This is a genomic window from Stackebrandtia nassauensis DSM 44728, from assembly GCF_000024545.1.
GTDB classification, from domain to species: Bacteria; Actinomycetota; Actinomycetes; order Mycobacteriales; family Micromonosporaceae; genus Stackebrandtia; species Stackebrandtia nassauensis.
The window spans coordinates 551,275-562,890 of sequence record NC_013947.1 but is presented as its reverse complement, the minus strand read 5'-3'; the positions used below and the strand labels follow the sequence as shown (position 1 = coordinate 562,890).

Here is an 11,616-nt window from a genome sequence, read left to right as displayed (position 1 = left end):
AGGGCCGTGTGCGCCCGAAAAGATGAATGCGCGATTGATCGCGAAAGACGCCCTCGCGAGTCACGAATGAATACTGGTTGAGTATTTACATCCATGAATAGGGCTCCTCGTTTTCCGAGAAGAAACGAGGAGCCCTATTCGAGAGAACTCTTCAGGAGTGAGATTCGGTTTATGCCGATTCAGTGCGATCACGCGATTACGCTTTCGCCCTTTCAGGATATTGACAGATCTCGAAACCACGAAGAGTCGTTGTTCCCTAGGTCGCGGCACCGTGCGCATGAATACGTGAGTTTCGGGCCAGAATATTCAGAGCCCTTGGGGCCCAACGGATCTGATCTTGGCGGACCTTGGACTCTAAATAAGTGATTCCCGAGTATGGCCAGCCTCGGCAGGAATTAGGTTGAGCGGGGCGGCAATTGCCAATCTTGACCGTCACTTACCCTTACCGTTAGGATTGGGATCGGTAGTCTTCTGGCAATATCCCTCGGTTGGCGAACACCGCGTCCAGACCTCGCGTGGTGAGTCTGGAATGCTTGAAGATAGGTGGTGTTACTGTGATTGAAATACTGTATGGACATGAAAATACATTGTGGAGTGAATCTCTGGCTTCGGTGCTGTCGCGGGAATCGGACATCAAGGTAGTCGGAGAGGCCAATCGCCCGGACGAGATCCTCGGGCTGGCAATGGATTCTCCCCCCGACGTCGTGGTGCTCGCCCTGTATTTAACAGAGGTGAGCGTTGTGGGCGAACTCTGCCACAAGCTCAGCGAAGGCCCAGGTCAGCACCGGGTGCTGGTCCTGCACGAACGTGACATGCCCCTGGCCCCGTTCGCCGAGGCGTTCCGGTCCTCACCGAAGGTGAGCTTCATGGGGACCTGCGCCTCCGCGGCACAGTTCCTGGAGAGCGTCAGGCAGATCGCCTGCGGACATCTCGTGATGGATTCGGATGTCGCCCTGGGACTCCTGCGGGCCAACCATTCTCCATTGACGGCACGGGAACGGGAAGTACTCAGCATCACCCACGGCGGGGCGACGCCCAAGGAGATCGCCTCCAAGCTCCAGCTCAGCGTGGGAACCGTCCGCAACTACCTGGCCAACGCCTGCGCCAAACTCGGTGCCCGCAACCGGATCGAGGCGATCCGGGTCGCGCAGAGCGCCGGCTGGATCTAGCCGTTCCAGTACCCGACCAGATCGCGGTACAACGGCGACCTGGACAACAGTTCAGTGTGGGTGCCGATGCTGGACCGGGGACCGTCCATGACCATGATCCGCTTGGCGCGCAACGCCGAGCTGATCCGGTGCGCGATGACGACGAGGCTGCCGCCCCGGGCGGCGAAGGCCAGTTCGGCGCGCTCCTCGGCGGCCGGGTCCAGGTGGCAGGTCGCCTCGTCCAGGAACACCAGCGGTGCCGGTGACAGGTAGGCGCGCGCCAGTGCGATCAACTGGCGCTGGCCGTCGGTCAGCTGCGCCGGGGACACCTCGGCGGTCGGGCCGCCCAGTTCGGACACGAGCTTGGCGGCACCGACCACGTCGAGGGCTTCGTCGATGAGATCGCCTGGGGCGTAAGGGTTCAGGTAGGTGAGGTTGTCGGCGACGGTTCCCGAGAAGACGTAGGCCTGCTGGGGAATGAGGACGCGCAGTTCGGCGAGTTCCCGGGGCGGCAGCCCGGCCACGGGCTGCCCGCCGATGGTCACCTCGCCGGTGTCGGGCGGCAGCAGTCCACACAGCAGGCAGGCCAGTGTGGACTTGCCGATGCCGCTCTGTCCGACGATCGCCAGGTGCTCCCCCGGTTGGATGTCGAGGTCGAGGCCGTCGACGACGCGTTCGGAGCGCGGTCCGTAGCGAAAGCTCAGGTCGCGGGCCCGCAGTCGCGACGTGTCCGCGACCGGACGGTCCGGACGGGGTTCCTCGGACTCGGGAAGTGTTGTGGCGGTGGGGAACTCGCCACCGGCGTCGAGAATGCGGCGCAGCGTGACGATGAACCGCAGCCCGCTGTCGCCGGTGCCGGTGATGAACTGGTTGAGGGCGGGCTGGAGCCCGAACAGGATGTAGGTCAGACCGCCCATGATGGTCCCGGCGCTGGCGCCGCCCGCGACCAGCCAGGGACCGGCGAACAGCAACAGCGCCAACGGAAGCCAGGCGCCGACGACGAAGCAGCCGGTGCGCAGCACGGCCAGCCGGGCCAACGCGAGTTCGGCCTTCGCCTGCGCGGTGGCGCGGTCGGCGACCATGCCCGCGGCGTGGTCCTCGGTTCCGGTGGCCACGATGTCCCGGGCTCCACCCAGGACGGTCCCGGCCTCGCTGGCGAGCCGTTCGTCGGCGGCCACGGCGGTGCGATAGCGTCCGGCGGCGATGCCGATCGTGGCCGCGAACAGCCCCAGTCCCAACAGGAACGGCGGCACGATCACGGCGGCGACCAACGGCGACAACGACAACAGCCCGGCCGCGACCCCCACGACGGTGACGGCGAAGCCCCGGGTGAGCAGGATCAGGCCCGCGTAGGTGTCGCGCACGATCTCCAGCTGCCGGGTCAGCCGGGCGACCGCCCCGTCCTCGCGGCGGCCCGCCGTGGCGTTCGTCAACGCCCCGGCGACGATGTGGCGCGCCAGCGTGTCCCGGAACGGCTCCACCAGCGCCCCCAGGTAGCGGAAGACGCCCCGGCTGCCGAGTCCGCCCAGCAGGCTCGCGGCGAACAGCGCGCCCAGCCAGGCCAGGCCGCGCCACAGGTCCCCGGCCAGGAAACCGGAGTCGATCGCTTGCGCCACAACGTAACCCGACACGGCCGTCGGCAGCACCTCCGGGACCGACCACACCAGCAGACCCGCCAACGGGCGCCGCCACAGCGCCCGCAGTCCGACCCCGAGTTCCCGTTTCACGTGGCGTCCTCCCGAAGTCTCACCCGAATACCTCCCGGTACCGGGGAACGGCCCACAGTTCGGCGTGGGGTCCGACGGCCTTGACCCGACCTGCCTCCAACCACACGACGAGGTCGGCGCGGGCGGCGGTGGAGGCGCGGTAGGTCACGATGAGTCGGGTTCGGTTGTCGCCGTTGAACAGGGCGTGTCCGATCCGAAGCTCGGTGACGGTGTCCAGACTGGAGGTAGCGTCGTCGAGGACGAGCAGCCGACCGGCCCGCCAGGCGCGAGCCAGGCCGAGGCGTTGCCGTTCGCCGCCGGACATCGGGACCTCGTCCAGGGGTGTCTCATAGCCCAACGGCAGTTTCGCGATGAAGTCGTGGCAGTGGGTCGCCGTGGCGGCGTCGCGGATGTCGTCCTGGGAACTGTTGGGGCCCAGCGCTTCGGCGACGGTGGCGCCGACCAGGACGGGTTGGGCGGGCGCGTAGCCGACGGCCTCGCGCAGTCGCCGCCGGGACAGGCGGTAAAGCGGCACACCGTCCAAAAGCACCTGACCACAGTCGGGGTCGCGCAGCCGGGCGGCGAGTTCGGCCAGCACCGACTTGGTGTCGTCGCCGACGACGGCGACCGCGCTGCCCGCGGGCAGTCGCAGGTTCACGTCGGTCAGAAGGGATGCGGGAGTGTCGGCATCGTCGGCCTCGTCGTCGGTCTCGGGTGCGGGAGCCGACACGCTGACGCCCCGGAACTCCAGTTCGCCGCCGCCGTCGGGCAGCTCGTCGCCGCCGTGGCCGACCGGGTCCAGCCGCAGCAGTTCCAGGACCCTTTTGCCGCCCGCCATCGAGCGGGCCAGTGCCGCGAAGACGCTCGTCAGTCCGCCCAGGCCCGCGCCGATCACCGCGTACTGGGCGGCCGCGAACAGCTCGCCCGGGGTCAGTCGCCGCTGCCACAGGCCCAGGCCGCCGACGGCCAGCACGCTGATGAGCACCAGCGGTCCCGCCACCGCTCCCTGGGCGCTGGCCGAGGCCAGCACCCGCCAGGTGCGCCGTCCATGCTCGGACAGCTGCGGCAGATCGGTCAACACCCGGTTGGCCTCGCGACGCGCCGACCCCGCGGCGGCGATCGTACGCGCTCCCGCCGTTGCCTCAGTCAGGCGCGCCGCGAGACGTCCTTGTACCCGTTGGTAGTCGGCGGTCACGGACGCGGTCCGGGAAGTGAAGACCCGCAACACGATCGCGACCAGCGCGACGCCCCCCAGAAAGGCCACCGCCAGCCATATGTCCATCATGGCCAGAAGGACCAGGCTTCCCGCCGCCGGGACGACCGCCGAGACGCCTGAGACGACACCGGGACCGGTCCGCGCCGCGTCGACGCTGTTGGCCGAGACGCGCGTGACCAGGTCTCCGGTGTCGAATCGGCGCGGCGGACGGGCGCCGAGGGCCAGCACGTGACGCACCACAGTGCCGCGCAGCCAGGCCGCGGTACCGGCGAGACTTGCCGAGGACGCATAAGAATCGGTCAAGTCGCTCAGTACGCCCGCGGCGATGATTCCCATCGCCAACCACATCCACCCGCCGCCGTCGGCACCGGCGACGATCGAGTCGACGGCATGCCCGAGCACTGTTGGTAGCGACAGGGTGCTCGCCGTTCCTATGAGGGCGGATGCGCCGATCAGGGGAAGCCACGCCCCCGGACGCCGGGCTATGTCACCGAGCTTCCGGGGGCGCTCTTCGTCGCGAATGAACGTCATGAGTTCTCGCGAGCCGTGGCCCCCGGACGGCCGGGGAGGGTATGACCGAGGGCCACGACTGGCGGGCCTAGTGGCAGATGAGGACGCTGAGGCCGCTGGTGCCGCCGCACAGGGTCGCGCTCAGGTTGCTCGGGCAGCTGTGGCCGCTGCCGCTGCTGCCGCCTCGGGTGGCGGACAGGTCAGCGGGGGACTCGAGGCCCTGCAGGTCGAGAAGTGCCATGTGAGTAGTCCTTCCAAAAAGGATTTTCTTGTGTATCACTCGCGGCGGGCGCCGCGGGTGTCTTTGAGGGTCAGCAGCGGAGCGTGGACAGGTTGGTCGTGCAGGACGGCGCCAAGAGCCAGCAGGACTCCGGCGCCGCCGGTTGCCAGGTCCATCGAGAGCCGCAGCAAACCGTTTCCGGGGAAAGCGACGCCGTCCGCGTAGGGAAGGGCGTGCCAGGACAATGCGCGCACCTGACGGCGCACGGAACTCTCCGACAACGGGTCGGCGAGGGTTTCGGCGAGGTACAACAGGATCCCGGCGCGGCCGTCGTACAGGCCGGGCAGGATGTACATGGGGGACTGTGCGGCGAGGTCGATGTCCTCGGCCGCCTGGGCCAGTTCCTCGTCGTGCCGGACCCGCAGGTACTGGCGCAGCACCAGCCCGATCCCGACGCTTCCGGCCTCCAGGTACGGCATCGAGCGCCAGCGTTCGTTGACCTCCAGCGCGCCGGTCTTGCTGGTGACACAGCGTTTCAGGTCGCGTCGCAGCGCCGTCTCGGCGCGGTCCAGGAAACCGGGGTCGCCGGTCTCGGCGTAGGCGCGCAGCATCAGCAGCGCCCGGCCGGAGTCGCCGCGCATCAGCCCGGCCCACGGTTCGCCGCCGCCGGAGGAGTCGGTGGCCTCGGCCAGCTCGCCGATGTCGGCGGCGACCAGTTCGGCGCAGCGCAGGCCGCGTTCCACCAGTTCCGGTTCGTCGGGTCCGGCCAGGTGCAGCAGGTTCAGTCCCGCCCCGGCCAGGCCGCTGGCCAGGTCGGTGTTGAGGGACTCCCACTTCTCGGCCAGGAAGATGTCGACGACGTCGAGCGCGGCCTGCCGGTGCCCCAGGTGATCCAGGGTGAACGCGGCACCGTTGAGGCCGTCGTACAGTCCCAGCCGGGTGCCCTGGACGGGTCGCAGCGACCTGTCGATCAGCCAGTCCTCGAACCGTTCGTGCCGCCCGGCACCGGTGACCGACAGGGCATACAGGACACCGGCGGCGCCGTAGCCCAGGCCCAGGCCGCCGACGGCGAACTGCTGCACGTCGCCGGGGAACAGCCGGTCCTCGCGCTGTGGGGTCGCACTGGCCACAATGGCCTTGGCGAGGTCGTCGCGCAGTCGCGGCCACTGCTCCGTCTCGGGTTCGATCCGGATCGGGGCGTCGGTGATGGTGGCCGGGGCGATCTGGTCGAGGGCCTCGCGGAAGTACCCGTCGGGCACCGGGAAGTGCGCGGTGATGATCTCGACGAAGTGCCGGGCCTTGAGCCGGTGCAGGCCGAGCAGGTTGGTCATCGGCATGAACAGCGCCAGTTGCAGGCAGGCCAGCGAGTACCGGTCGGCCGCCGGGCCGACGATGTCGCGGGGGGCGGTGAAGCCCTGGTTGCCCAGCGCCGGGCGCTCGGCGGAGTCGGCCGCGTCGGCGACCTCGAAGTCCAGCAGCCGGATCCGGTCGGATTCGTCCACGATGATGTTGAACAGGTGCAGGTCGCCGTAGACGACGTCCCGCGCGTGGATCTCCGCGATGGTCTTGCTGACCTGGTTGTGCACCTCCAGCGCCCAGTCGGTGAAGGTCGCGAACTCGGCTTCGGTGGCGCCGGGGTCGATGAGCGGGTACTTCAGCACGATCGCCTTGCTGAGCACCTCACCCTCGACGTACTCCATCGCCAGGAATCGGTGTTCTCCCAACCAGAACAGGTCGTATACCTCCGGAACACCCTCGATTCCGGACAGTTGCTTGAGGATGTTGTACTCGTGCTCCACCCGCTGCACGGCGTCGCGGCCCTTGCCGTCGAGGCCCGCGTGCGGACGGCCCTCCTTGAGCACCACGCGTTTCCCGTCCCGGGTGTCGCGGGCGCGGTAGATGCCGCCGCCGTTGGAGAAGTGCAGCACCCCGTCGATGGCGTAGGGCAGTTCGGCGACCGTGACGGCGTTGCGCGCCTCCAGGTGGGGCTGAAGGAACTCCGGCAGCGTCTCCCACTCGGGGATGCGGAACACCGGTCCCCGGTCGTCGGCGACCAGTTTGCCGTCCCCGTCGAGGATCGCCTCGACCGTCTGACCGTTCTCGTCGACGGTGTACTGGTTGGCGAAGGCTCCATAACGGACGTGCAGCGGTCCGGTGCCCCAGCGCAGATCGCTGAGGACGTACGGGTTGTCGACGCCTTCCAACCGGGCGCCCAGTTCGTTGAGGATCGTCTCGCACTGGCCGATGTCGGCCGGGTAGATCGTGACGAGTTTGCCGCTGTAACCGCGGGGCGCGTACTTGGAGACCCGGACCAGCAGCGCGTTGGGCGAGCGCAGGAACTTGAACGCGATGCCGCGCGGTACACAGTAGTCCCATACCTCTTCGAGCACCCGCTGCGCCGACTCCATACTGGCCGAAGCGTGGATCTTCCATCCCTGACCGGGAATCTCGCGGTCGGGACGACGGAAGACGAGCCAGTCGTCCTGTTCGGACCGATGCCATTCCGGCGACAGTTCCCGTTCCGCGACCGGGAACGAGACACCAGCGGTCTCGGCCGAGTACATGGCGTCGTAGAACGTTGAATCCGCCATGCAGAACGCTTCGTACTGCTCGTCCATACCGCCTGCCTTCGGTTGTGCGTGATTCCCCATTGTGGTGAGGCGGTTACCCGTCAAACACCTCCGTTCGTATCTATCCGACAGTGAGGAGCTCATTGCTTACCGATGAGTTTCTCCGCGCCGGGAGTGTGGTAATCGCATGGATACTCGGTGGACGCGCACGAAGACCGCCGCCTCCGGTTTCGAGGCGGCGGTGAGGTTGTCGGTGCCCTGTGGAAAGTGGACATTGAAAAGCGGGGCGGAATCCTAACCATTCCGCCCCGCGTGACTGTCCTGCTCCCCGGACAGGTCGGCGACACCGTGGGAAGTCGGTGTACTCGCCGACTTGGTGGTTCTCTCGGCGACTCCTCACGTCCTTTCTGACGTTTCCATCGCCGCTGCTGGTGAGTTCCACCTGTCTTGATCCAATCGCGAACCGGCTTCTCGGATAAGAGCCCTAGGTCCGAAACGGCAGGGACTTTCGCTTCTAAGGCCACCGGGCCACTTGGTCAGTCCGGAACCGATGAATCGGCACCGCGGCTCTCGTCTAACCAGTGAACGCGGATCCACCGTTCGCGTCGCCTGATGAGGAAAGAGGGAAGCAGCCATGACCACACAGAACCCCCGACCGTCCCCGACGACCCGCATGCTGCTGTATTGCGGCGCGATCGGCGGCCCGTTGTTCAGTCTCGTCGTTGTCGCACAGGAGCTGACCCGTCCGGGTTTCGATCCGAAGGTCAACGCGTTGAGCCAGTTGTCGACCGGCGAGGGCGGCTGGCTGCAGATCGCCAACTTCGTCGTCGCGGGTCTGCTCGTCACGGCCTCGGCGGTCGGCATCCGCCGTACCGTGCGCACCGGCCCCGGGCGCACCTGGCTTCCGATCCTGTTCGGCATCTACGGCGTGGGACTGGTGTGGGGCGGTGTCTTCGTCACCGACCCGGCCTTCGGCTACCCGGCCGGGACCCCGCAGGGCGCTCCCGAGACGCTCACCTGGCATGGCATCCTGCACGGCCTCGCCCCGGCCGCCATCGGCGTCGCGTTGATCGCGGCGAGCATCATCGTCGCCCGCCGGTACCGCTGGCAACAACGCGGCGCCGCCGCCGTGGTCAGCTGGGTGGTTCCCGTGGTCTACCTGCTGTCCAGCGGCCTGGCCTTCGGGCTCGGCGACTTCCGGTACCTGCTGGCCGGGGGGATCATCATCTGGGTGTGGGCCGCCGCCGTCACCGCCGACCTGTCGCGCGTGCGCGCCGCGACCGAATAATGCCGGGCGCGAAAGCCCAGTGGCGATTCGACGAGGATGTCGGCGTCGACGATCTGGCGGCGCTGCTCGACGAGTTCACCGAATTCCTCATCGAACATCGCCCCGAGGTCGTCGTGTGTGACGTGCGGACGGTCGAGCGACCGTCCAAGAGCACCCTCGACGCGCTGGCGAAACTGTCGCTGACCGCCAAACGCCACGGCGCTCAGCTGATCCTCTCCGGGATCGGGCCGCGACTGCTGATGTTGTTGCGCGTCACCGGCATGGAGGCCGTCCTGACCTGAGCCGTCCGCCGGAGGTTCCACCACGGAGCCTCCGGCGGACGCGTGCTCGCGGGTCAGGCGGTGGCCTTCGGCAGCCGGTACTCCATGGCCAGGCCGAACAGCGGGAACAGCCGCTCCACGTCCAGGAAGTTGTTCTGCGCCACGATCTGGCCGTCCCGGATGTCCAGCAGGATGAGCGCCCACGGCTTCCACACCTCGGGGTCCTCGCTGGGCCGGTACTGGGCGAACGTGGGGACACCGTTGGCGGCCACGGGCACCAGTTTGGAACCGCGGCAGCCGCAGCCGGTGCCGAGGAACCAGGCCCGGATCTGGTCGGCACCGCGCAGCCACAGGTCCAGCGGCGGCATCGACAGGGTCGCGTCCTCGTGCAGCAGATGCGTCAGCGCGTCCAGGTCGTAGGCCTCGAAGGCCGACACGTAGTTGTCGAGCAGTTCCTGCTGGTCCTTGTCGAGCGGGTCGCGGTCGTCGGTGACGCCCTCGTCCAGGTCGGCGACGGTGGCGCGGGCCCGTTGCAGCGCGCTGTTGACCGAGGCGACGCTCAGTTCCAGCAGTTCGGCGGTCTCGGCGGCCGACCAGTCCAGCACCTCGCGCAGCACCAGGACGGCGCGCTGTTTGGCGGGCAGTTTCTGCAGCGCCGCGATGAAGGCCAGCTTCACCGAGTCCTTGGTGACGGCGCGGTCGGCCGGGTCGGCGGCGACCAGGCTGTCGGGGATCGGGCCGATCCAGGTCGACTCCGACAGCGGCGGTCCCGGCATGTCGTCGGCGGTGCTCGGCCCGGTCAGGTCCGAGGGCCGGGCCCGACGCTGCGGGCTGCGCAGCATGTCGAAGCAGACGTTGCCCGCGATGCGGTACAGCCAGGAACGCACCGAGGAGCGGCCCTCGAAGCGGTCGAAGTTCTTCCAGGCCCGGACCATGGTCTCCTGCACGGCGTCCTCGGCTTCGAAGGCCGAACCGAGCATGCGATAGCAGTAACCGGTGAGTTCACGCCGATGCGGCTCGAACTGCTGGGTCGGGTCGTTCATGTCTCGTCCTTGATCGAAAAGGGCCGTGGGTGGTCGCGTCGCCGGTCACGCCCGTATGACGTTAGTTCTATCCGGTCGGTGTGACAAATCCTCGCTCCCGATATTTGCTTAGAGTGCGCTCTAAGCGGCTAGCTTTGGCTCGCGCCCGTAACCAGGAGGTTTCACAGTGACCGACACCGTTCCCGCCGACATCAAGCCCGACCCGGACATGCCGATGCCCGACGGTTCGGACGCGTACAGCATCGCCGAGGCGGCCCGGCTCACCGGGATGAGCGCGCACACGCTGCGCTGGTACGAACGCATCGGCCTCGTCACCGACGTGCACCGCAACCACAGCGGTGAACGCCGGTACCGCAACGACGACCTGCGGTGGCTGGGTTTCGTGTCCCGGCTGCGGCAGACCGGCATGCCGGTGGCCGAGATGGTGCGTTACGCCGAGCTGATGCGGGCCGGGGAGCACACCTCCGCCGAGCGCCGCGACATGCTGCTGGCGCACCGGGAACGGCTGCGGGCGCAGCTGGCGGAGCTGCGCAGCTTCGAAACCGTCCTGGATTTCAAGATCGAGCACTACGACACCGTCTGCCGCGAGGAGCAGTGATGACCACAGCCATACCGTCCGTCCCCTTGGGATCGCATGGACCGACCGTCGGCGCCCAGGGACTGGGCTGCATGCTGATGATGAACGACGCCAACGGTTTCGACGCCGACGAGGCGCGCGCCACTTTGGAGACCGCGTTCGAATCCGGGGTGACGCTGTTCGACACCGCCGACATGTACGGCGCGGGCGGCAACGAGGAGTTCCTGGCGCCGTTCTTCGCCGCGCACCGCGACGAGGTCGTCATCGCCTCCAAGTTCGGCATCGTCTACGACGGTTCACCGGGACGGCCGTTCCGCGGCGACCGGGCCTATGTCCGGCAGTCCATCGAGGCGAGCCTGCGGCGGTTGAACGTGGACGTCATCGACCTGTACTACATGCACCGGCTGGACCCCGAGACGCCGATCGAGGAGATCGTCGGCGCGATGGCCGAACTGGTCACCGAAGGCAAGGTGCGGCACCTGGGGCTGTCGGAGGTGACGGCGCCGGAGCTGCGCGCCGCCGCCGCGGTCCACCCGATCACGGCGGTGCAGTCGGAGTGGTCGCTGATCACCCGCGACGTCGAGACCCAGGTGGTTCCGGCCGCCGCCGAACTGGGCACCGCCTTCGTCCCGTACGCGCCGCTGGGGCGCGGATTCCTGGCGGGACTGTTCACCGACGCCGCCGAACTGGGCGAGTCCGACCACCGGCTCGGGCACTCCCGGCTGACCGGCGACAACGCCCTCGCCAACGCCAAGGTGCGGGACCTGCTGGCCAAGGTCGCCGCCGACCGGGGCGTCACCTGGGGACAGGTGGCGCTGGCCTGGGTGCACCAGCGGGCCGAGGCGCACGGCCTGTCGGTGGTGCCGATTCCGGGCACCCGCAAGCGTTCCCGGCTGACCGAGAACCTCGGCGCCGTCGGACTGGAACTCACGCGGTCCGAACTGGACTCGCTCGACCCGATCGCCGAGCGGATGGCGGGCACCCGCTACCCCGGCAGCGGCGGCGGCACCTCCGTCACCCGCGAGTAGCGACACTCGAACCCGGGCGACCGTAATCGGGTTGCCCGGGTTCGCGCCGT

At 68.2% G+C, this 11,616-nt stretch carries 10 protein-coding genes; 5 read left to right on the top strand and 5 right to left on the bottom strand.

Going from position 1 to position 11,616, the window contains the following annotated elements:
* The first annotated feature begins 554 nt into the window (after nucleotides 1-554).
* On the top strand, nucleotides 555-1,169 hold the full coding sequence (locus SNAS_RS02660) for a response regulator transcription factor (protein WP_013015821.1): 615 nt from the start codon (nucleotides 555-557) through the stop codon (nucleotides 1,167-1,169).
* Here SNAS_RS02660 and SNAS_RS02655 read toward each other — a convergent pair.
* From SNAS_RS02655 to lanKC, 4 genes are all read right to left on the bottom strand, one after another.
* Entirely contained in the window at nucleotides 1,166-2,875 is a 1,710-nt protein-coding gene (locus tag SNAS_RS02655) for an ABC transporter ATP-binding protein (RefSeq protein WP_013015820.1), read from the bottom strand. The two genes, SNAS_RS02660 and SNAS_RS02655, sit on opposite strands and share 4 nt — an antisense overlap.
* Before the next feature lie 19 nt (nucleotides 2,876-2,894).
* Nucleotides 2,895-4,601: an ABC transporter ATP-binding protein gene (locus SNAS_RS02650; RefSeq protein ID WP_013015819.1), complete on the bottom strand. Its 1,707-nt coding sequence runs from the start codon at nucleotides 4,599-4,601 to the stop codon at nucleotides 2,895-2,897.
* A gap of 67 nt (nucleotides 4,602-4,668) precedes the next feature.
* Nucleotides 4,669-4,821 (bottom strand): SapB/AmfS family lanthipeptide, encoded by a 153-nt coding sequence (locus SNAS_RS34700; RefSeq protein ID WP_013015818.1) that lies wholly within the window; start codon nucleotides 4,819-4,821, stop codon nucleotides 4,669-4,671.
* A 35-nt stretch (nucleotides 4,822-4,856) separates the two neighbouring features.
* Nucleotides 4,857-7,418: a class III lanthionine synthetase LanKC gene (lanKC, locus tag SNAS_RS02645; protein WP_013015817.1), complete on the bottom strand. Its 2,562-nt coding sequence runs from the start codon at nucleotides 7,416-7,418 to the stop codon at nucleotides 4,857-4,859.
* A 586-nt stretch (nucleotides 7,419-8,004) separates the two neighbouring features.
* Here lanKC and SNAS_RS02640 point away from each other — a divergent pair.
* Both SNAS_RS02640 and SNAS_RS02635 read left to right on the top strand, forming a co-directional pair.
* Nucleotides 8,005-8,658, top strand: coding sequence for a DUF998 domain-containing protein (locus tag SNAS_RS02640; protein ID WP_013015816.1), 654 nt, complete (start codon nucleotides 8,005-8,007; stop codon nucleotides 8,656-8,658).
* A complete protein-coding gene (locus SNAS_RS02635; protein WP_041624510.1) occupies nucleotides 8,658-8,939 on the top strand; it encodes an STAS domain-containing protein in 282 nt (93 codons plus the stop codon). Before SNAS_RS02640 ends, SNAS_RS02635 begins: the two co-directional genes overlap by 1 nt.
* A 53-nt stretch (nucleotides 8,940-8,992) precedes the next feature.
* Here SNAS_RS02635 and SNAS_RS02630 read toward each other — a convergent pair whose 3' ends face one another.
* Nucleotides 8,993-9,961, bottom strand: a complete 969-nt coding sequence (locus SNAS_RS02630) for a sigma-70 family RNA polymerase sigma factor (RefSeq protein WP_013015815.1) — start codon at nucleotides 9,959-9,961, stop codon at nucleotides 8,993-8,995.
* Nucleotides 9,962-10,127: 166 nt separating this feature from the next.
* On the opposite strand from SNAS_RS02630, the gene SNAS_RS02625 reads away from it, so the two are divergent.
* Both SNAS_RS02625 and SNAS_RS02620 read left to right on the top strand, forming a co-directional pair.
* Nucleotides 10,128-10,559 (top strand): MerR family transcriptional regulator, encoded by a 432-nt coding sequence (locus SNAS_RS02625; RefSeq protein ID WP_013015814.1) that lies wholly within the window; start codon nucleotides 10,128-10,130, stop codon nucleotides 10,557-10,559.
* Complete coding sequence (locus SNAS_RS02620) at nucleotides 10,559-11,566, top strand: aldo/keto reductase (protein ID WP_013015813.1); 1,008 nt, start codon at nucleotides 10,559-10,561, stop codon at nucleotides 11,564-11,566. The genes SNAS_RS02625 and SNAS_RS02620 overlap by 1 nt, the downstream gene beginning before the upstream one ends.
* The last annotated feature ends 50 nt before the right edge of the window (nucleotides 11,567-11,616 follow it).

Coding starts and splice junctions, on each gene's coding strand:
- SNAS_RS02620 (WP_013015813.1), top strand. CDS start 10,559: ATGACCACAGCCATACCGTCCGTCCCCTTGGGATCGCATGGACCGACC.
- SNAS_RS02640 (WP_013015816.1), top strand. CDS start 8,005: ATGACCACACAGAACCCCCGACCGTCCCCGACGACCCGCATGCTGCTG.
- SNAS_RS02650 (WP_013015819.1), bottom strand. CDS start 4,601: ATGACGTTCATTCGCGACGAAGAGCGCCCCCGGAAGCTCGGTGACATA.
- SNAS_RS02630 (WP_013015815.1), bottom strand. CDS start 9,961: ATGAACGACCCGACCCAGCAGTTCGAGCCGCATCGGCGTGAACTCACC.
- lanKC (WP_013015817.1), bottom strand. CDS start 7,418: ATGGACGAGCAGTACGAAGCGTTCTGCATGGCGGATTCAACGTTCTAC.
- SNAS_RS02635 (WP_041624510.1), top strand. CDS start 8,658: ATGCCGGGCGCGAAAGCCCAGTGGCGATTCGACGAGGATGTCGGCGTC.
- SNAS_RS34700 (WP_013015818.1), bottom strand. CDS start 4,821: ATGGCACTTCTCGACCTGCAGGGCCTCGAGTCCCCCGCTGACCTGTCC.